Source organism: Chryseobacterium sp. KCF3-3 (assembly GCF_045865955.1).
Taxonomy (GTDB): Bacteria; Bacteroidota; Bacteroidia; order Flavobacteriales; family Weeksellaceae; genus Chryseobacterium.
Genome location: NZ_AP035792.1, coordinates 3,531,377 through 3,551,964, shown reverse-complemented (window position 1 = coordinate 3,551,964; position 20,588 = coordinate 3,531,377). Strand labels below are relative to the sequence as shown.

Below are 20,588 nucleotides of genomic sequence, written 5' to 3'. Positions count from 1 at the left end.
ATCAATGGCTTTTTTCAGAAATTTTAAAAAGTAGTTGAGATGCGGGTTGTGAGGTACGTGTTGCGGGATGCGGGGTATAAGATGCAAGAGTTGAATTATTGCGCTATTAACCTTAAACTTTAAACCCTCGAACTTTAAACCAACCAGTTTTTCTGTTTTTCTGAGGAATAAACGTCCACGCCAGCATTCTGCTAACTTTTTGTCCCTGAGCCATATCAATGGTTTTCACCTCTACGGCTTTGACGTTTTTTAAAAGGTTAGTCAACTTATTAAGATTATCTTTTTTAGAAACCAGACATGTGAACCAAAGAACCTGTGATGAAAATAATACGCTTTCATTAATCATTTTTGTGATAAATGCCAGCTCACCACCTTCACACCAAAGTTCCGACTGTTGCCCACCGAAGTTAAGAAGAGGTTTCGTTTTCTTTGATTTACTAAGGTTTTTGGTTTTCCTGATATTCCCTTTTATGGCAGATTCTTCAGAATCATGAAAAGGAGGATTACACATCGTAAAAGTGAATCTGTCGTCAGAACCAATGATATTGGTAAAGATATGACCAGCATCAGGCTGACTTTTCAACTGAATGGCAGTGGATAAATCTTCATTCTGGTCCAGAATATTCTGAGCATTTTTCAAAGAATCCTGATTGATATCTGTTCCCAGCATGGTCCAGCCATAAGATCTCTGACTGATTAAAGGGTACACAAGGTTAGCTCCTGTTCCTATATCCAACCCTTTTACAGAATTTCCTACGGGAATTGTATCAAGCTGTTTGCCTAAAAGATCTGCAATATAATGTACATAATCTGCCCTTCCCGGAATGGGTGGACAAAGATTGGTATCGGGAATATCCCAACCTTTAATATTGTAGAAATGTAAGAGTAAGGCTTTGTTGAGCAGTTTCACTGCTTTTGGAATGCTGAAATTAATGGTTACCGTCTGATAAGCATTCTCGAAAACATAATGTTTCAGTTCCGGCACACAAGAAATAAGCTGATCAAAATCATAGGGATTGCGATGCAGATTTCTTGTGTGCAGACTGGATTTTTCAGCGGACATATTCTATTTCTTCTGACTTAAAATATATTCCACCATTTTTTTGGCATCTTCTTTAGATACCTGTGGATGGGCGGCCATAGGCACACTTCCCCATACTCCACTTCCGCCTTCTATAATTTTGGAAGCCAGCAGTTCTGTATCCTTTTCAGAATACTTTCCTGCAATTTCCTTATAAGAAGGTCCTATCATTCTCTCATTAACAGAATGGCATCCTGAGCAATCCAATGTTTCCATGATCTGATCACCTGAAAGATTAGATTGAGCAGGTTCTGAAACAACGGCCGTTTCAGAAGAAGACGCTACTTCTGCTGTATTTTCTTTTTTAGAACAGGAAATGATCATAAGACCTAAAGTTCCTGCTAAAAGTATTTTTTTCATTATTTCTTCGCTGTAGAATCTGTTTTAGCAGCTTCAGGTGCAGGAGCAGCCGGAGTTGCAGCAGCTGGAGCAGCAGTTTTAGCCGTAGAATCAACAGTAGCTACTTCTGGCTCTGGAAGCATCGTGTTGGTGTCCTGTAAAGAGTGATCTACTTTTTTAGAACAGCTTGCTAATAATAAACCTCCGATAAATGCGATTGCTAATACTTTTTTCATTTTTTTCTAATTTGGAAGCAAAAATATAAAAAATAACCTTTTAAACTTATGACAAATGTTTTCTTTGAGAAATATTTTTGTAGTCAGAGTTTTAATTTAACAATAAAAAAATAATTCAAACTTTAGGGAAATTTAAAATAGGTTATTATTTTTGTATATCGGATGATCCGAGCCAAAACCGAAATATAAATATGAAGCTTATGACTAAAAAAAATTTGTTGGCTACAACTTTCTTTGTTGTAGCCTCTTCCCTTTTTCTTTCGTGTGACAATTCATCTAACGAACCACAATCAGAATATTCTGATAAAATAGAGTCGGTGACACTTTTAAAAACAACTAAATCATGGGATGGAACAGTATATCCGGCCTATCCTACCACACAGCCGGAAATCACAGTTCTTAAAATTGCGGTGCCTCCCAATTCTGCTTTGAGCTGGCATAAACACCCTGTGATCAATGCAGCCTATGTAGAAAAAGGAGAAATTCAAATTGAGAGAAAAGAGGATGGTAAAACACAGTGGATCAGAAAAGGCCAGGTACTTCCTGAAATGGTTAATATTGGCCACAGAGGTAAAACCGGAGATCAGGGAGCAACCTTGATTGTTTTCTACAGCGGAACCCCTGATATTCCTTTGTCTGAACCGGTACAATAAATGGTTTAAACGCTATGTTCGCAAAGTAATTATTATAAAACTCTATTTTGTTCGCAAGAGCACTTCATTCAGCTAAGGACAGCGTATTTTGCTGAGTGAAACGCCCTTGCGATCGTTTTAACAGTTATTTAATAACATCTTTGTGACCTTTGCGTTTAAATAAATGATTATTATAGTTATATTTAATCCATGGTTTTAATTTCAAAAATTCTGTTTTTCACCAGTCATCATGGTTTTTATACTGTGATTCTGTTGTTTGCGTTCTTTGGATTGCTCTCCTATCTGACCAAAAAAGCATGGCTTTTAATTCCAATTATTCCACTGGCTATAATCAATGGATTTGGAGGACAGTTTTTAAATGCATGGTTTCTAAATAAATATGGTGTTGAAAGTACAGCTATTATCACCTCGGATGTAGAAACCAATTCTACCCTGAATGACATGTATATCCACGATTATGAAGCTATTGTGAAAAAACAGGATGGAAAATATATTTCAACCTTTTTCTCCACCACTACTGCATCCATCTATCCTATTGAAAATGCAATCAGAATCCCACAAACTGAAATTGCTTTCCCTGTAAAATATATTCCGGGATATGAAAAAAATATCGTCATTCTTTACAATCAGTCTGATGAAGGGCGGGCTAATCTTAAATATTCAAAACTGGCTCCTGTAAACTCTGCCAGAATCAAATATGAAGCAGACAAAACGAATAAAGAATTTATTGAAGAATACATTTCTGCCCTGGAAGATTATGTAAGATACTACGATAATGAAACTTATAAGGAAAAAATCAAAGAATTGAAACAGGAGCTTAAGCAGCTTAAATAAAGGATTTCTATATTAAGTTTTAGTATTTTCTGATATTTTTTAGTTTTTTTATTAAAAAAATTTCTACATTTGTCCCATGTTAAAAATGAACAACAATATTTGGTGGTGGCTTTCAAACTCTTCGTCGGGTCTGGAGGTATTGTCATGTTGTTAACTACAGCAGAAATAATCAAAAAACAATATATAGGCTTTGACGGATACCGTTAAAGCCTTTTTTTATTCCTTAATCTCACAAAAAAACAATAAAATGTTGACCAACACAATTACAATAAAAACTGTTTCGAAAAAAACACTGGGAGACCTTCATACTCCCATGAATATTTATCTTAAGATCAGGGATAAATTCCGGGATACTATTCTTCTGGAAAGTTCAGATTCCAAGAGTATTGATAATAACTTTTCCTTCATTGCGGTAAATGCTATTGCCGGAATAGAAGTGAAAAACCTCAACGAATATGAAATCAAACTTCCTGCTTCTGCTCCCGTAAAGCAATTTATTATGGAGCGAAATATCACAGATATATTTGAAGAGTTCCGAAAAATTTTTAAATGTGAAGAAACCAATGATCCGATTGAACAGACAGCTCAGAGTCTTTTTGGATATACAAGTTTTGAAGCGGTACAGTTTTTTGAAAACATCCATCTTAAAGCACAGAGCAAGGAAGTAGAAATTCCTGTGATGAGATACAGATTATACCAATATGTAATTGCGATCAATCATTTCAATGATGAAATGCATATTATTGAAAACTTTATTGATGGGGTAAAATCTGAACTTCATCTGTTGGAAAACCTTATTAAAAATCAAAATACTCCGGTTTATCCTTTTGAGAAAACCAGTGAGGAAACCTCTAATATTACTGATGAAGATTATCTTGAACTGGTAAAAACAGCACAGAAACACTGTATGCGTGGTGATGTTTTCCAGTTGGTACTGAGCAGAAGATTTGAACAGAAATTCAAGGGAGATGAGTTCAATGTGTACCGTGCTTTGAGAAATATCAACCCTTCCCCTTACCTGTTCTATTTTGATTACGGAAATTATAAATTATTCGGATCAAGTCCTGAAAGCCAGTTAATCATTAAAAATAATAAAGCAATTATTCATCCGATTGCCGGAACTTCAAAAAGAACAGGAAACTTTGAAGCTGATCTTGAAGCTATTGAAGTTTTAAAAGCTGATCCCAAAGAAAATGCAGAACATACTATGCTGGTAGATCTCGCTAGAAATGATCTTGGAAAGCTTGGAAAAAATGTAACTGTTACTAAACTTAAAGAGATCCAGCTTTTCTCTCACGTGATTCATATGGTAAGTGAAGTGACTGCAGATGTTGCTAATGATATCAATCCTCTTGAAATGGTTTCCGCAACTTTCCCTCAAGGAACATTGAGCGGTGCACCTAAGCATAAAGCACTTCAGCTAATCAACCAATACGAAAAAGATTCCCGTGGATACTATGGCGGTTGTATAGGAATTATCGGATTGAATGGAACCTGCAATCAGGCTATTATGATCAGAACCTTCTTAAGCAAAAACAATACATTATTTTATCAGGCTGGTGCAGGCCTTGTGGCAAAATCTGTTCCTGAAAGTGAGCTGCAGGAAGTCAATAACAAACTGAATGCTCTTAAAAAAGCTGTAGAAAAAGCCGAAAAAATAGTTGAAAAATAAGTCCGTCAACCAGCAACAAAAATTACCAGCAACTATCTAACAAAAAAAGCAATGAACAACAATATAAACACCCAACAGCCACAGCTTAAAGTTCTCGTTTTCGACAACTATGACAGCTTCACCTATAACCTTGTCCAGATTATCGAAAGAGTTCTGAATCAAAGAGTGGATGTGGTAAGAAATGATAAAATCACTCTCGAAGAGATTGGAAAATATGACAAAATCATCCTTTCTCCCGGCCCCGGAATTCCAGAAGAAGCCGGTATTTTATTAGACCTTATTAAAGAATATGCTCCTACAAAAAGTATCCTTGGGGTATGTCTCGGGCAGCAGGCTATAGCCGAAGCTTTTGGAGGAAGCCTGATTAATCTCTCTGAAATCTTCCACGGAGTAGCCACCACTACTGAAATTGTAAAAGAAAATACCAAAGTTTTCAAAGATTTACATTCAGGATTGGAAGTAGGAAGATATCACAGCTGGGCAGTAAATCCGGAAGGATTCCCGGAAGAACTGGAAATTACAGCTGTAGATAAAGACGGAATGATCATGGCTTTGCAGCACAAAACATATGATGTACACGGAGTACAGTTTCACCCTGAAAGTATTTTAACGCCGGAAGGAGAAGTAATTATTAAAAACTTTCTGTTGTCATGAAAACCTTAGAAATCTCTTCAACAACCATAAAAACACCACAAATGAAAGAAATACTGCAATATCTGTTCAATCATAACACACTCTCAAAATCTGAAGCAAAAGCGATGATGATTGAGATTGCACAGAATAAGTTCAACGCTGCAGAAGTTACCGCTTTCATAAGTGTTTTCCTGATGCGGAATATCACCTTGAAAGAACTGGAAGGCTTCAGAGAAGCACTATTACAAATGGCTGTTCCTGTAAATATCAACGCCAGTGATGCCATTGACATTGTTGGAACCGGAGGTGACGGAAAGGACACCATTAATATATCTACTCTGGCCAGTTTTGTAGTTGCCGGAGCCGGACAGAAAGTAACAAAACATGGAAATTACGGAGCTTCCACTACTACAGGGTCATCGAATGTACTGGAAGAACTGGGATATCAGTTTAAAAACAGTTCAGAACAATTGAATGAAGATCTTGAAAGAGCCAACATCTGCTTCTTACATGCCCCTTATTTTCATCCTGCACTGCAATCAGTCGGATTATTGAGAAAATCTTTGGGATTGAGAACATTTTTTAATCTTTTGGGACCATTAGTGAATCCTGCAAAACCTAAATATTCCATGATTGGAGTTTATAATCTGGAAATCGCAAGAATTTATCAGTACCTCCTTCAGAAAGAGGAACGTGACTTTACTCTGGTTCATGGTCTTGACGGATATGATGAAATAAGCCTTACCGACGACAGCAAGATTATTACAAAAAACGGTGAAGAAATCTATTCTGCAGAAGATTTAGGTTTCAATCCGGTAATGCTGGAAGATATTAAAGCCGGAAGCTCTATTCGGGAAACCGCAAAAATATTTATGAATATTCTGGAAGGAAATGGTACAGAGCAACAAAATTCTGTAATCCTTGCCAATGCTTCAGTAGCGCTACACAACACTGGTAAATTCGGGACGTATGACAACTGTCTTTTAATGGCTCAGGAAAGCCTTCAAAACGGAAAAGCATTGAATAGTTTTAATCTTTTAATTAATTAGTCTTACAATTTTTTTAACCGTTAAGGATTTTTAAGTAATGAAGAATCGTTAAGATTAATCATTCTGATTTTAAGCTAGAGCAAAGTTCATCTTAATAATCTTAACACCTTAATACAATCTTAATGGTTCAAAAGAAAAAAGTTTAAACAGGTTCGAATAAAATAATCATTGATTAAATTTTAAACACAAAAAATGACTATACTGGATAAAATTATTGAACGAAAAAAAGAGGAAGTTGCTGCAGCAAAATTGCGAATTTCCCTTGACCGATTAAAAAGCACAGCCTTTTTTGGAAGACCTACGTATTCCCTGAAAGAATCCATCAAAAATAAGAGTGGAATTATTGCTGAGTTTAAAAGACAGTCTCCTTCAAAAGGAATCATCAACAATAGTGTACAGCCTTTAGAAGTAGTTTCTGCTTACGAAAATTTTGGAGCCAGCGGAATTTCTATTCTGACTGACCATGATTTTTTCGGAGGAAATTTAAATGATGTTCTGGATGTAAGAAATGAGATTAACATTCCGATTCTGCGAAAAGATTTTATGATTGATGAATATCAGTTTTATGAAGCCAAAAGTATTGGGGCTGATGTCGTTTTACTGATTGCTTCATGTCTGTCACCAGCTCAGGTACAGGAATTCACAGAATTAGCTCACCAACTGAAATTGGAGGTTTTACTGGAAATTCATACAGAAGATGAACTGAAACATTTCAATTCAAAAATCGATCTGGTGGGGATTAATAACAGGAATCTTAAAGATTTTAAGGTAGATCTTCAGCATTCGGTTCAGTTGAAGAATCAACTTCCAAAAGAAGTTTTATCTGTTGCAGAAAGTGGTATTTACAGCCTTGAAGATTTTCTGTTTTTAAAAGAAAAAGGATTTGACGGTTTCCTGATGGGAGAATATTTTATGAAAAATACAGATCCTGCCAAAGCTTTTGAAAAATTCGCATCTCAAATTTAAACTCAATAATAATCAATGATGAGCCTGCAACCTACAACTTCAAACATGCTACCTCAACTTAAAGTCTGCGGTCTTACAAAACCGGATCAGATTCAGGAACTGATTTCTATGAAAGTAGATTTCCTTGGTTTTATCTTCTACGAAAAGTCACCGAGATATGTTTTGAATCATCTGAGCCTGGAAGAGATCTCAAATTTTGAGCATCGTGGAAAAGCAGGTGTTTTTGTGAATGAAGAAGTAGATATCATTGTAAAGATCGCTCAGCATGCAGATTTAAATTTTGTACAGCTTCATGGTGATGAAAGTAATGATTTCATTACTGAACTAAGACAAAAACTGAGTCCTAAGGTTGGAATCATTAAAGTAATCAGAATAGGAAATATTGATTCTGATAACAAAGATAAAATAGCACAAACTCTTTCCTGCAACCTCCAACCTATCACCTACTACCTATTCGATACTGACAGCAAAGCCTTTGGCGGAACGGGAAAACAATTCGACTGGAATATTCTGAATGAATTTGAAATTCCACTGCCCTACTTTTTAAGCGGCGGTATTTCTGAGGAAAATATAGGGAATATTGACACATTGAAACAACAACCTTTTGCTTTGGATATCAATTCTAAATTTGAAACAGAACCTGGCAGTAAAAATATTGACAGCATAAAAAAGTTTAAAACTTTATATCAGCAAAATAAATAACACATAAAAACACACAAGGATGAATATACATTTGCTCAAAAAGACATTTTATAAAACCTTATTTCCCCCTAAATTCGGGAATGAAAAAATCCAGAATCTGTACCACTTTGTTGCACAGAACGACAGTAATACAGAACATTGGGAAGTGGGTGGATTATTGTCCGATTTCATTTGTATTATTAAAGATTTTGAAGAAACAGATATTCAGTATTTTTTTGAAAGAATCAGCTTATGGAACAGCTATTATCTTGTCATTATTTCAGATAAATTTTTAGAAACCCATGTAAAATCAAGTGTAAAGTATGACTTAGGACTGATTTATGCTAAAATATTCTTGCTTTATGAAGATTCCGATCCTTATTATCTGATTGACAATCTGGAAATTGCCATTACCATGTATCAGTCGAAAATTGATAAAGCAACTTTAATTGATTTAATGCATAAAATAGAATTGCTGTATTATAAAAAACTGATTACCAAACAGCAGCACGATTATCACCTCACATTTATTAATAGCTTAAACCCATGAAATATCAGATAAAAGAAACGAAAGATTTAACAGAAGCCGAGATAAAACATATTCTTGAACTTTGGGACATTTCTGCATGGAACACGATGAAATCTACCTATTTCCGGTCTTTTTTTAAAGATTCAGAGTTTCATTTTCTGGTAGATACCCATGAAAATATACTGGCCATTATGAGGGTGAATTTTGATTTTACCTTAAAAATAGCAGACACAGCATATACTTTTGCAGAAGCTGTAGGACTTGTGGCAGCTCATAAAAAGAAAGGTTACGGTGCTGCATTGGTAAAGAATTTCAAGGAAAACGTCATTCAGAGAAATTTGGAAACGATTGGTTTCTGCCATTCCGATCTTCGTTCCTTTTATGAAAAATGTGATATAGAAATTCTCCACGACAAAGCCAAAATGATCAAAGAAAGTATCGGTTCGGAGTGGGTAAATTCTGAAGATGATGATATTTTGATTTTTCATACCTCGCAGGAAAGAAAAAAACTACTGAACCAGCTGAGTGCACAAAACAATGCCTATTTAACTACTAAAGAATAAAAAAATGAATTATAAAAACCCCGATGAAAACGGATATTATGGAGAGTTTGGAGGCGCTTTCATCCCCGAAATGCTCTATCCTAATGTAGAAGAACTGCAAAAAAACTATCTTGAAATCATAGAATCTGAAGATTTTCAGGCTGAATATCAGGATTTGCTGAAAAATTATGTCGGAAGGGCTACTCCTTTATATTTTGCTAAAAACTTAAGTCAAAAATACCAGACACAGATTTATTTGAAACGGGAAGATCTCAACCATACGGGAGCTCACAAGATCAATAATGCTCTGGGACAGGTTTTATTGGCAAAACGTCTTGGAAAAACAAGAATCATTGCTGAAACCGGTGCAGGACAGCATGGTGTTGCTACCGCTACAGCGTGTGCTTTGCTTGGTCTTGAGTGCATCGTTTATATGGGAGAAATTGATATCCAGAGACAGGCCCCGAATGTCGCAAGAATGAAAATGCTTGGTGCAGAAGTAGTAGCAGCTACTTCAGGTTCAAAAACGCTAAAAGATGCAGTAAATGAAGCATTAAGAGACTGGATCAACAATCCTGTGACGACTCATTATGTGATTGGAAGTGTGGTGGGACCTCACCCTTTTCCTGATTTGGTGGCAAGATTTCAAAGTATTATTTCAAAAGAAATCAAAGAACAGCTTCAAGAGAAAATCGGAAGAGAAAATCCTGATTATGTGATTGCCTGTGTGGGCGGAGGAAGCAATGCTGCAGGGACTTTTTATCATTTTGTAGAGGAAAAAGAAGTAAAAATCATTGCTGCGGAAGCGGGAGGATTGGGTGTAGATTCAGGAAAATCTGCTGCGACTACATTTTTAGGAACTTTGGGGGTACTTCACGGAAGCAAAAGCCTTGTAATGCAGACAGAAGACGGACAGGTGATAGAACCTCATTCTATTTCCGCAGGATTGGATTACCCAGGAATAGGACCTTTTCATGCGCATTTGTTTAAAGAAAAAAGAGCAGAATTCTTTAGTATTAATGATGATGAAGCTTTACAATGTGCATTTGACCTTACCAGACTGGAAGGAATTATTCCTGCATTGGAAAGTTCTCACGCACTGGCAGTTTTAGACAAGAAAAAATTTAACGAAAATGATGTCGTAGTGATTTGTCTGAGTGGCCGTGGAGATAAGGATATGGAAACCTATCTGAAAGAAATTAAAAGTTAGATACCAGAAATCAGTAAGTATTAACTCATAAAAAGTATTTGCCTTCTAACTTCTCATCGCTAATTTCTAACTTCTATAATAAAGAAATGAAAAAACTAAATATATACTTCACAGCAGGAATTCCACAATTGGAAGATACCGCTGATATTATACAACTGATTCAGGATTCCGGAGCCGATATGATCGAAATCGGAATGCCCTATTCTGATCCTGTAGCAGACGGACCTGTGATCCAGAAAGCTCACGAACTGGCTTTACAAAACGGAATGACCATTGAAAAACTATTGTCTCAGCTGAAAACCATCAAGGACGAAATCAAAATTCCCATTATTCTGATGGGTTATATCAATCCTGTTTTGAGCTTTGGATTTGAGAAATTCTGTGCAGCATGTTCGGAAAGTGGTGTTTCAGGATTGATCCTTCCAGACCTTCCTCCTATTGAGTTTGAGAAAAACTATCAGCATATTTTAAAACAGTACAATCTAAATTTCACCTTTCTGGTAACTCCGGAAACTTCCGATGAAAGGATGATCTATCTGGATTCTCTAAGCTCAGGTTTCCTTTATGCCGTAAGCTCTTCTTCCACCACCGGAAATGAAAATGCTGTTTTGAAAAATGAGAGTTACCTTTCCAGAATAGCAGCTCTTCCACTTAAAAATCCGGTAATGATAGGATTCGGAATTAAATCGAAAGATGATTTTGAAAATGTAACAGAAAAAGCAGATGGTGGTATCATTGGGACGGCCTTTGTGAATATTTTACTTCAGGATAGAGACTGGAAGAAAAGTGCTATAGATTTTATCCATTCCATAAAAGGGTAAAATTCACTAAATTTGTATATCAAAAATTGAAATGAATACAAATCAAAATAAAGCAGTAGAATTTGAAGACTTAGGAGTCAAAGAATATCAGCCTGCCTGGGATTATCAGGAACAGCTGATGAAAAACATCATTGACACCAAAATAAAAAACAGAGATCTTCCTGCAGAACAGCATACCACTACGCCTAATCATCTTCTTTTCGTAGAACATCCTCATGTGTATACCTTAGGAAAAAGTGGGCATGAAGAAAATATGCTTGCCGGTATTGATAAACTGAAAGAAATTGATGCTACTTTCGTGAAAGTAAACCGTGGCGGAGATATTACCTATCATGGTTACGGACAGGTGGTAGGTTATCCTATTCTGGATCTTGAAAACTTTTTCACGGATATTCATTTATATATGAGAAATCTGGAAGAAGTGATCATCAGAACCATTGCCGAATATGGTATTAAAGGAGAACGTTCTCCGGGAGAAACAGGAGTTTGGCTGGATGTAGGAAAGCCTTACGCCAGAAAAATGTGTGCGATGGGAGTAAAAGCTTCCCGATGGGTAACTCTTCATGGTTTTGCTTTGAATGTGAATACCGACATGCGTTATTTTGAATACATTATTCCATGTGGGATCAAAGACAAGCAGGTAACTTCTTTGAAAAGAGAACTTGAAAGAGAATTGACACCAGAAGAAATGGAAGAACTGAAAGCAAAGATCAGAAAACATTTCGCTGATGTTTTTCAGGCAGAATTGATTTACAAATAGTCAAGTTTATTTACAATATAACAAACCCGGTTTCAATAGTTGGAACCGGGTTTTTAGTTTTATGATAATGTTATTTTTATTCACTTAGACTATCCACAACGTTTGTCATTCCGCAGGAATCCAGACACAGAAAGCTTGTGATAAGGAATGAGGATAAAATAAGAGTTTAGATTCCTACGGAATGGACAAAGCGAGTAAAGATACGTACTAAAACATCTGTATTCCCGTCGCAAAAAATAACGGATTTCACCATTTTAAAAATTTTCTATTTTCTCTGAATATCCCTATAAAAATCATCATTTTTCCACCTTTTTCACTATCATTAAACCAATAAAACAGCAGAATAATTTATTTTTTTCAAAAAAACTCTTGCACATATTTTAATTTTTATTACTTTTAATATCACAAAATAGTGAACTATCACCATTATAAAGTTCACTGAAAATTAACCACAAAATATAAAAACTATGAAAAAATTTCTGTTATCCATGATGGTATTCGTGACGGTACTGTCATTTAATTCCTGCTCGGATTCAGGTGCCAATCAGGATCCTAATCTTGTTGCTAAAGAGTCTAACGAAATCGCAATGAAAGACTTCGGCAAAACTGTTCCGGTAGGGATAGAAAAAGAGGAAGGAAAATTTAAAGTTTCATTTATGGTTTCTGCACAACCTTATCAAATTAAGGATACCAAAGAAAATGCGGGATTTATCTCCATGATCAAAGAAGCTGTAGAAAATGAAACGCCTGTTCAGGTTTTCTTGAAGGCCAATTCTAATGAAATTGCAAAGGTTGAAAAAGCAACAGCTGATGACATCCGTTATTTCAAATCAGTATTTAACAAAGAAGAAAGAGGTGACAGCAAAAAAGCGGTAAGCGTTATTCCTAATCTTGCAACACTGAACAGCTTATTCACTCAGATCAAAAACCAGTCTTGTGGAACTTCTACTGCATCTTCACCATGTATCACATTCAGATATCCTGTGGATGGATGCTATGCAAGAGCGCACAAAATGAGACAAATCCTTTTGAATGCAGGTTACGATTGTGAAAAGCAATTCGTATATGGTAACTTAAGAGCTTCTACAGGAACATGCTGTGTTTCATGGGTATATCACGTAGCCATTTTGGTAAGCTTCAAAAATGCTTCAGGAATTGTTGAAAAAAGAATCATTGACCCATCATTATTCTCCAGCGGACCTGTAACTGACACTGCATGGAGAGCTGCATGTACCAATACTAGCTGTGGATCTGCTTCTGTTTCTTCTTATGCCAATACCGCAGGAAACGTATACTACAGAAGTCCATCAGGATCTTTATTATATGATAACAATTATGTAAATACCAACTGTGTATTAAACATATTCTCATCCCTTTCAGGATGTTCTCCTTCCCCTGCACCTAGTGTAGCAAGCTGTGGATTTTAACTAATTTATATAGAGCTCCTGCCTATATTTTGATATATTGCAGGAGCTTTTTTACTTAATCTCTTTTATTATGAAAGCCTGGTCCTATTTACTATTACTATTTATTATGATTACATCCTGTTCCGGTAACTCCAGTTCACAGAACTTGACATGGTACAATAATGCCACTATTTCCAACATCATGGAAGATCCTGATAAACCGAATGAAGTGGTGCGTGTCGCTATTGGAATCAGTGCACAGGTTTTTTATCTCTCTAAAAAATCACCGGAATACAAAAGCCTAATGGAAAAAGCAACCCAAAGCTTTAAAAAAGGTAAGACCTATAATATCGGTATTGAAAATAAAACCAATATCATCAAAGAAATTAAAGAGGTCAAATAATCCGGATTATCTGATCACAGAAATCCCGGCATCTACTTTTATCTCAGCTCCATGAATGTATGAAGCTTCTTCTGAAGCCAGAAACAGAACTACATTGGCTATTTCTGACGGTTCGCCCTGCCTTTTAAAAGGGATTGTCGGAATAATATCATCAATAGCACTTTCAATCTGCTCTCCCGTTAATCCTGTATTATTAAAAATATTGGTTTTAATATGTCCGGGACTTACTCCATTCACACGGATTCCACGTTCTGTAAGTTCTACGGAAAAAGTTTTGATGAATGACTGCACCGCAGATTTTGCAGCAGAATACACCGAAAAATTAGGCATCGCAATATCCGTTGCCACGGAAGTATTGAAAATAACAGAGCTTCCGCTTTTCATCAGTGGTAATACCTGCTGTACAGTAAAAAATGGTCCTTTTACCAGCATATTAAAGAGTTCATCAAACTGATTTTCATCTACATATTCCACTGGAGCAAATCTTCCGTATCCCGCATTGGCAAAGACCATATCTATATGTTCTGTATATTTTCTGACTTTCTGCTGAAGATTCATCAGATCTTTTATATTTCCTGCATTGGATACGATTCCGCAAGCACTTTCTCCAAGCTTTTCCAAAGCATTATTCACTGTTTCTTCACTTCTGCCTGTAATAATGACTCTTCCTCCTTCTTCTATAAATTTCTGAGCGGTAGCCAAACCCATTCCATTGGTTCCTCCTGTAATTAAAGCGGTTTTGTTTTTAAATCTCTGCATTGTTTTTAGTTTAAAATTCTATGGCAAAGATTGGAATTCAAAGGCTTTGAAAAAATCCGAATCATGCTGAAATGATTAAAACCGAAACTAAAAATTTCTCATTGCTCTCTTCATTATTTTACCTTTTTAAAGTTTATCAATAATTGCCATCAATAAAATCTTTCAAAATTAAATTGCACACAATTAAATTGAGTGTACATTTGTACTGTTAATTTACTTCAACATTCAAATAGAAGTGATAAAACTCAAAGTAGTTTAATTTAAAAACAAAATAAAAATGTCATTAATAGAAAATCTAAACTGGAGACACGCTGTAAAAGCTTATGATCCTACCAAAAAAGTTTCACAGGAAGACCTTAATACTATTTTAGAATCAGCAAGACTGGCTCCTACTTCATCTGGACTACAACCGTTCAGAATTATTGTAGTAGAAAATCAGGAACTGAAAGAGAAAATGGTAGCAGGTGCTTTAAACCCTGAAGTAATGAGAGATTCTTCTCACGTTTTGGTCTTTGCAGCATGGGACAGTTATTCTAATGAAAAAATTGACAAAGTTTACGATTATCACACCGATGTAAGAGACCTTCCGAGAGGACGTTTCGGCAGCTATACGGACACCATCAAAAAAATGTACGGAGCACAGACTCCTGAAGAGCATTTTGCCCACACTGCCCGTCAGACTTATATTGCCTTAGGAATTGCTCTTGCACAGGCTGCAGAACTTAAAATCGACAGTACTCCTGCAGAAGGTTTCAACAATGCTGTGGTGGATGAAGTACTGGGATTGAAAGAACTGGGATTAAAAAGTGTGACTCTTTTATATCTTGGATACCGTGACGAAGCTAATGACTGGCTTTCTTCTATGAAAAAAGTCAGAATTCCAATGGATGAATTTATCATAAAAAAGTAATACCTTCATCGAATCTTTCGTACTCAAAAATTATGGAAAATCCGAATACACCCAAACTAGAAAACCAGATTTGCTTCCCATTATATGTAATTGCCAAAGAGATTACAGGGCTTTACCGTCCTTTTCTTGATGAGCTGGGTATTACGTATCCGCAGTACCTTGTGATGATGATATTATGGGATGGTGACGGACTTACGGTAACTCATATCGGAGAGAAACTGTTTCTGGATAGTGGTACCTTAACCCCTCTTCTTAAAAGACTGGAGTCTAAAGGATTTATCATCAGAAAAAGAAAAAAAGAGGACGAAAGAGTGGTTGAAGTATTTTTAGATGAAGCTGGAAAACAGCTTCAGCAGAAGGCTTGTGAAATTCCGGGAAAAATCCAGGAAAAACTGGGAATACAACCGGAAGAGCTGCTGCACCTTAAAGACACAGTCTTAAAAATATTAAACAAAATAGAAAAATAAATGAAAACATTATATACCACTCAGGTTACTGCTCAAGGAGGCAGAAACGGACATGTAAAAAGTGAAAACGGAGTATTGGAACTTGACGTAAGAATGCCGAAAGGTTTAGGAGGAGCCAATGATGATTTTGCTAACCCGGAAATGCTTTTTGCAGCAGGATATTCTGCATGTTTCGATAGCGCTCTGAACAGAGTCATCAGCCTTTCTAAAGTAAAAACCGGAGAAACTACAGTAACCGCTCAGGTAAGCATAGGCCAACTTGAGAATGGAGGTTTCGGACTGGCAGCAGAACTGGATGTGAACATCCCTGGAGTTTCTATTGAAGAAGCACAAGCTTTGACAGAAAAGGCACACCAGATTTGTCCTTATTCTAATGCTACCAGAAATAATATGGAGGTGAAACTTTCAGTAACCAACAACGATTAATCCAATTTTTTTAAGCATAGTTATAACGAAAGGAGCTGTTTCCATGGAAACAGCTCCTTTTTATTTTTTTTTATTTTCCCGCAGATTTCGCAGATGGCGCAGATGATTGAGGATATTTTTATATGCTTATAATGGTTAAGAATTTTATTCATAATTCATCATTATTGAATATTTTTACATAATGGAAATCATTATAGATATTGTTTGCCAGGTGTATGCAGGGCAAAAATCAAGAAAGACGATTGATCTGGTTTTGAATACGTTCATTCCCGGATATGAAAAATTAAATCTCAATTATACTTACCCAAGGCACGACAGAGATTATATTTTTAAAACAGAGGACGAAATGATTGGTTATTTCATCGAAAACCCTGCCCTTGACCAAACTTTTTACTGGAATAAATACCATGATAATCCGGAAAGAATAATGGTGGGTGCCAACATTACAGATGATGACAGGCTTATCATGAGCCTAACAATGGATACAACTGAAGAGAAAAGGGATATGTATTTCGATCAGCTTAAAAAACTTTTACAATCTGATATAGGAATAGTTACTTATGTAGATCCTGCAGCTTATGAAGACGGAGAAGATTTTATTATAAAATATGGATAGAAAACAGAAACCTACTCAATCTATTCATCATTCATCATCACCTCCTGTCTTTATTTACATCACTTTTCTGATAGGCATCTACCTTTTTATAAGAATCGTTTTTTTCTTTTTCTTTTTTATCGGAAATCAGGATTCCGAAAAGATGGTCTATTTCATGTTGAAAAATCACCGCAGTAAAACCTTCTACAATTTCTGAATATTTCTGCCCTTTCAAATCCACATATTCCAGTTGGATAACTTTGCTTCTGTAGAACTGATCTCTGAAATCAGGAATAGACAAATCGCCCTCAGGACCGAGGTTCTGAAGATCAGATCGCCAAACAATTACCGGATTGATAAAATATTCCAACGGAGTTCCTTCTTTATCAAAACGCTGTACCCAGATGATCTTTCTATTGATTCCCACTTGAGGAGCCGCAATGCCTACTCCACCATCTGTTGACAGAAGAGATTCTTTCATTCTTTTTACCAGAACAGCTGTATTCGGGTCAAGCGGATCTGCTTCTGAAGAAGTGTTCAGCAATGTTTGATGCTGATTATTATCCGTCGTCTGATAAATTGGTAACGCCTTATTTACGTCTCCCTGATTGATGATTGAAAGTTCATTGGAAGTCAGTTTTTGTGCATTGAACAATCCGATAAAAAAGATCAGCAGAATGGGTAATTTCTTCATATTTTTTGAATGTAATACAAAGGTAAATATTGTGGAGTGAAAATAATTTATTTACCGATGAATTTTAAGTTTTGGCTAAAGCCAATGGAATTTTGATATAAAAAAATGAACGGGCTAAAGCCCGTTCCTATTGAAATGTAAGTAATTGATTTTTGTCATTCTGAAAGGAATGCAATGTAGTGAAGAATCTTATAATTAATTAACAGTGAGATTCTTCCTTCGTCAGAATGACACTTTTGTAAAAAATTAGAAAGTCTTCGTCATATCTCCCGGAATAATCAGATTGAAGTCTGTCGGGATATAATCTTTGGCTGGAACTTTTAGTTCAGGATCATCCGATTCAAAAACGGAGATTACTGCCATTTTCAGATTAGGGTTTTTCTGTTTGATGTACCAATAGATTCCTCCAAATTCTTTGCTGTGATAATTTCCGTTGTAGTGGATGAAGGTTTTTCCCGCCTGGTAATTTTTCAGGATAGATTCAGCCATTGTAGCATCTTTTGTAGCCTGAGCTGAAATGAAATTCATCACTTTGGTTCCTTCTGCATGATCTCCCATCATCTTTTTCATTTCCGGATATCCAGGAGTGTCTAAAGTCACTTTGATAGGCAGCTGGGCAATATAGGTTTTCTCTTTTTCACTTAATTTATTTAAGGATTCTAGACCTTCTTTTGCGGTTTGAGAGGCATACCTTCTTGGGATATTGGTAGCAACAAAATTCAGCTTTTTATCTTTCGCAAAATCCACCAAAGGCTTGTAATCAGTTGCATAATTGTTCCATAAACGGGCAGAATCTTTCAACGTTTTAGCATCAAACTTTCCGTTTAAATATTGATCCAGCTGCGCCTGATTGTCTCTTTCAAACATTTCTGCTCCTAGGATCAGCTGACCATTCTTCTTTGCAAACAACGCTTCTGTAATTTTAAGCTGAAGCCAGTGATTGATAGAACTGTTATGATTTTCACCAAAAAAGACCACATCATAATCTGCCAATTCTTTTACCAGCTTTTCCGTCTTTACTTCTTTTCCTTTTTTATCATAAAATTGATACGCTTTTAAGTCCTGTGCTTTTAATGAACAGAAACCGGCAAAAAGTATCGCTATGAAAATATTCTTCATTATATTTTATATTTAATCCCAAATTACACAAATATTCTGGTAGCTGCAGATCACTTGTCATAAAAAAGACCGCTTTGAATTTTACAAACAAAACGGTCCCATTCAAATCATCTAATTATTATTTCTCTAATGCGGCTACAAGGTCCTTCCACTCCTGAAGCTCAGGAATTCCAGGTTTTCTTTTTCCGAAGAACTGAACGATGAAGTCTCCTTCATTGTTGAATACTTCGATAGCCGTTACTTCTCCGTCTTCAGTTGGTTTTTTCACGATCCATGCTTCAGCAATTTTCGTTACATCAAGGTGTAAGTTGAAATCAGGATCCATCACATTGAACCATTGCTGGTGCCAAAGTGTTTTCTTCACATTTCCTGTATGGATCTGAATGATTCCTCTGTTTCCAACGAAAACCATGATCGGTGTATTTTTTTCAGAAGCATCTTCAAGAATGTTAACTACTTTAGCGTTATCAATTTTCTTTGCAAATCCTTCCGGAGCCAATCTTAATGCCTGCGTTCTGCTTACTCCATATTTTCTGGTCATCATGAAGAAATCATGAGTATCTTTCAATTCTGTCCATGCTTTTTTGAAACCTTCCACATCAATGTCTGAATCAGCTTTTTCAGCCTGTTTTGGAGCTACTGCTTCAAAAACAAGTACTTGATTCTGATCTTCTGCTTTGAATTTCTCTACGATAGCATCGAAAGCAGCCTCATTACTGTCTTTTGTCAGATAAATCTTGTGAAGTGCCAGACCATCTTTTCCAAAAAACTGAAGGCTTTTCTTCTCTCCTTCCAATACTGCAAAAGCAAATTTCCAGTGGTTAAGGAAAATTCTAAGATCGATATCTTCACCCACAAAAAGCTGTGCATGAGGACTGCTGAAATCTCCGTTCAGGTAAGTTCCTTTTCTTTCATGAACACATTCATCATTACGGGTAAGAGCCATAACCTTTCCTAATTGCTCAGCTTCTGTAAGGATTCCCTGGAAATCCGGGTTCAGGACAGTAACGCCTTCTCCAATGCTTGTTGCCAATAATTCTGCCTCACTTACTTCTAACTGTGCTGCTGCATTTCTTATTCTGATATGTGGATTTTCTGCTTTCAGAGCTTCCCATTTTTCCTTTAAATCATTAACTAATGTGCTCATTACTTTACTTTTTTATGGTTAAAATTGTATAAATTCTTCGTATTGTTTCGTTTCCTGTTTTACTTTTTATTTCTTCTTCTCTTTCAGAAGTTTTCATTCTTTTAAATTGGCTTTTGGAGACCAGCTCTTCCATTTCACTGTTGCTGTACAAGGTGAAATCATATTCCGTAAACGGTAGTTTTTCCATGAACTCTCTTTGTCCGAATGTAAGAACGAAAGTTCCGTCATCTTTTAAAACTCTGTAGATCTCATTTAGAAATTCTACCGGATTTTCCCAGAAATAGACCGTGTTTACGGTGAATATTTTATCAAAAGATCGATCCCGAAAAGGAAGTCTTTTGCCTTCATACAAAACAAAATCTGCTTCACTTTCAAATTCTTTATTGAGCCTTTTAGCTTCATTGTGCATGGTCTCAGAAATATCAATTCCTGTATATCTGAGGTTTTTAGCAAGACTCATTAAGCTTTTCAGATGGGCAGCGTTTCCGTGTCCTATTTCAAGAATCTGTTGCTCATCTTCTATCACAAGTGTTTTGATGCTTTCTAACGTCATGCTGATGTTGGTAGCATTCATCATTTCACCAATCTCGATCCCTTTTTCTCCCTGAGGATTGGCAAGATTCTGTGCGAGGATTTTGAGTTCGTCTTTTTCCATG

The 20,588-nt window shown here is 36.1% G+C and carries 26 protein-coding genes; 18 read left to right on the top strand and 8 right to left on the bottom strand.

Translation table 11 applies throughout. From position 1 onward, the window contains the following. Positions 1-112: 112 nt before the first annotated feature. The 3 genes from rlmF to ACKTTZ_RS15980 are packed head-to-tail and all read right to left on the bottom strand — an operon-like array spanning position 113 to position 1,656. Positions 113-1,063, bottom strand: coding sequence for a 23S rRNA (adenine(1618)-N(6))-methyltransferase RlmF (gene rlmF / locus ACKTTZ_RS15990; protein WP_253317043.1), 951 nt, complete (start codon positions 1,061-1,063; stop codon positions 113-115). A gap of 3 nt (positions 1,064-1,066) precedes the next feature. Then, positions 1,067-1,441, bottom strand: a complete 375-nt coding sequence (locus tag ACKTTZ_RS15985; RefSeq protein ID WP_407846014.1) for a c-type cytochrome — start codon at positions 1,439-1,441, stop codon at positions 1,067-1,069. Continuing rightward, positions 1,441-1,656 (bottom strand): hypothetical protein, encoded by a 216-nt coding sequence (locus tag ACKTTZ_RS15980; RefSeq protein ID WP_034696013.1) that lies wholly within the window; start codon positions 1,654-1,656, stop codon positions 1,441-1,443. Before ACKTTZ_RS15980 ends, ACKTTZ_RS15985 begins: the two co-directional genes overlap by 1 nt. Positions 1,657-1,856: 200 nt before the next feature. Between ACKTTZ_RS15980 and ACKTTZ_RS15975 the strand changes: the two genes are divergently transcribed. The 14 genes from ACKTTZ_RS15975 to ACKTTZ_RS15910 all read left to right on the top strand — a co-directional run bounded on the left by ACKTTZ_RS15975 (position 1,857) and on the right by ACKTTZ_RS15910 (position 13,815). After that, a complete protein-coding gene (locus ACKTTZ_RS15975) occupies positions 1,857-2,309 on the top strand; it encodes a cupin domain-containing protein (protein ID WP_407846013.1) in 453 nt (150 codons plus the stop codon). 189 nt (positions 2,310-2,498) lie between these two features. Then, positions 2,499-3,143 (top strand): hypothetical protein, encoded by a 645-nt coding sequence (locus ACKTTZ_RS15970; protein WP_407846012.1) that lies wholly within the window; start codon positions 2,499-2,501, stop codon positions 3,141-3,143. Between the two features lie 247 nt (positions 3,144-3,390). Continuing rightward, entirely contained in the window at positions 3,391-4,815 is a 1,425-nt protein-coding gene (locus ACKTTZ_RS15965; protein ID WP_034696017.1) for an anthranilate synthase component I family protein, read from the top strand. 51 nt (positions 4,816-4,866) lie between these two features. Continuing rightward, a complete protein-coding gene (locus ACKTTZ_RS15960; RefSeq protein ID WP_407846011.1) occupies positions 4,867-5,469 on the top strand; it encodes an anthranilate synthase component II in 603 nt (200 codons plus the stop codon). Positions 5,470-5,510: 41 nt separating this feature from the next. Then, entirely contained in the window at positions 5,511-6,497 is a 987-nt protein-coding gene (gene trpD / locus ACKTTZ_RS15955; protein WP_407849168.1) for an anthranilate phosphoribosyltransferase, read from the top strand. 192 nt (positions 6,498-6,689) lie between these two features. After that, complete coding sequence (gene trpC / locus ACKTTZ_RS15950) at positions 6,690-7,463, top strand: indole-3-glycerol phosphate synthase TrpC (protein ID WP_034696022.1); 774 nt, start codon at positions 6,690-6,692, stop codon at positions 7,461-7,463. A gap of 15 nt (positions 7,464-7,478) precedes the next feature. Beyond that, complete coding sequence (locus ACKTTZ_RS15945; RefSeq protein WP_407846010.1) at positions 7,479-8,165, top strand: phosphoribosylanthranilate isomerase; 687 nt, start codon at positions 7,479-7,481, stop codon at positions 8,163-8,165. A 19-nt stretch (positions 8,166-8,184) separates the two neighbouring features. Next, complete coding sequence (locus tag ACKTTZ_RS15940) at positions 8,185-8,694, top strand: hypothetical protein (RefSeq protein ID WP_253317049.1); 510 nt, start codon at positions 8,185-8,187, stop codon at positions 8,692-8,694. After that, on the top strand, positions 8,691-9,236 hold the full coding sequence (locus tag ACKTTZ_RS15935; protein ID WP_034696025.1) for a GNAT family N-acetyltransferase: 546 nt from the start codon (positions 8,691-8,693) through the stop codon (positions 9,234-9,236). Before ACKTTZ_RS15940 ends, ACKTTZ_RS15935 begins: the two co-directional genes overlap by 4 nt. A gap of 4 nt (positions 9,237-9,240) precedes the next feature. Further along, the gene (gene trpB / locus ACKTTZ_RS15930; RefSeq protein WP_407846009.1) at positions 9,241-10,425 is read left to right on the top strand and encodes a tryptophan synthase subunit beta; all 1,185 of its coding nucleotides are present in this window, start codon (positions 9,241-9,243) and stop codon (positions 10,423-10,425) included. 86 nt (positions 10,426-10,511) lie between these two features. Then, a complete protein-coding gene (gene trpA, locus ACKTTZ_RS15925) occupies positions 10,512-11,246 on the top strand; it encodes a tryptophan synthase subunit alpha (RefSeq protein WP_034696029.1) in 735 nt (244 codons plus the stop codon). Between the two features lie 31 nt (positions 11,247-11,277). After that, on the top strand, positions 11,278-12,006 hold the full coding sequence (gene lipB, locus ACKTTZ_RS15920) for a lipoyl(octanoyl) transferase LipB (RefSeq protein WP_034696030.1): 729 nt from the start codon (positions 11,278-11,280) through the stop codon (positions 12,004-12,006). A 467-nt stretch (positions 12,007-12,473) separates the two neighbouring features. Further along, positions 12,474-13,433, top strand: a complete 960-nt coding sequence (locus ACKTTZ_RS15915; RefSeq protein ID WP_253317051.1) for a protein-glutamine glutaminase — start codon at positions 12,474-12,476, stop codon at positions 13,431-13,433. Positions 13,434-13,503: 70 nt separating this feature from the next. Next, entirely contained in the window at positions 13,504-13,815 is a 312-nt protein-coding gene (locus tag ACKTTZ_RS15910; RefSeq protein WP_034696036.1) for a hypothetical protein, read from the top strand. Positions 13,816-13,821: 6 nt separating this feature from the next. Here the strand turns inward: ACKTTZ_RS15910 and ACKTTZ_RS15905 are convergent, their stop codons facing one another. Further along, positions 13,822-14,574 (bottom strand): SDR family oxidoreductase, encoded by a 753-nt coding sequence (locus ACKTTZ_RS15905; protein WP_407846008.1) that lies wholly within the window; start codon positions 14,572-14,574, stop codon positions 13,822-13,824. Between the two features lie 277 nt (positions 14,575-14,851). Here ACKTTZ_RS15905 and ACKTTZ_RS15900 point away from each other — a divergent pair, with 277 nt between their 5' ends. The 4 genes from ACKTTZ_RS15900 to ACKTTZ_RS15885 all read left to right on the top strand — a co-directional run bounded on the left by ACKTTZ_RS15900 (position 14,852) and on the right by ACKTTZ_RS15885 (position 16,993). After that, the gene (locus ACKTTZ_RS15900; protein WP_253317053.1) at positions 14,852-15,484 is read left to right on the top strand and encodes an NAD(P)H-dependent oxidoreductase; all 633 of its coding nucleotides are present in this window, start codon (positions 14,852-14,854) and stop codon (positions 15,482-15,484) included. 32 nt (positions 15,485-15,516) lie between these two features. Continuing rightward, on the top strand, positions 15,517-15,951 hold the full coding sequence (locus tag ACKTTZ_RS15895) for a MarR family winged helix-turn-helix transcriptional regulator (RefSeq protein WP_034696044.1): 435 nt from the start codon (positions 15,517-15,519) through the stop codon (positions 15,949-15,951). Further along, entirely contained in the window at positions 15,952-16,377 is a 426-nt protein-coding gene (locus tag ACKTTZ_RS15890) for an organic hydroperoxide resistance protein (protein ID WP_034696046.1), read from the top strand. It abuts the gene before it with no gap. A gap of 181 nt (positions 16,378-16,558) precedes the next feature. Further along, positions 16,559-16,993, top strand: coding sequence for a hypothetical protein (locus ACKTTZ_RS15885; RefSeq protein WP_034696048.1), 435 nt, complete (start codon positions 16,559-16,561; stop codon positions 16,991-16,993). 37 nt (positions 16,994-17,030) lie between these two features. Here the strand turns inward: ACKTTZ_RS15885 and ACKTTZ_RS15880 are convergent, their stop codons facing one another. The 4 genes from ACKTTZ_RS15880 to ACKTTZ_RS15865 all read right to left on the bottom strand — a co-directional run bounded on the left by ACKTTZ_RS15880 (position 17,031) and on the right by ACKTTZ_RS15865 (position 20,587). Continuing rightward, a complete protein-coding gene (locus ACKTTZ_RS15880) occupies positions 17,031-17,666 on the bottom strand; it encodes a peptide deformylase (RefSeq protein WP_051934330.1) in 636 nt (211 codons plus the stop codon). A 246-nt stretch (positions 17,667-17,912) separates the two neighbouring features. Next, on the bottom strand, positions 17,913-18,785 hold the full coding sequence (locus tag ACKTTZ_RS15875) for a ChaN family lipoprotein (RefSeq protein ID WP_034696051.1): 873 nt from the start codon (positions 18,783-18,785) through the stop codon (positions 17,913-17,915). Positions 18,786-18,903: 118 nt separating this feature from the next. After that, a complete protein-coding gene (locus ACKTTZ_RS15870; protein WP_034696052.1) occupies positions 18,904-19,932 on the bottom strand; it encodes a hemin-degrading factor in 1,029 nt (342 codons plus the stop codon). Positions 19,933-19,936: 4 nt separating this feature from the next. Continuing rightward, positions 19,937-20,587, bottom strand: coding sequence for a class I SAM-dependent methyltransferase (locus ACKTTZ_RS15865; RefSeq protein ID WP_034696054.1), 651 nt, complete (start codon positions 20,585-20,587; stop codon positions 19,937-19,939). Position 20,588 lies beyond the last annotated feature (1 nt).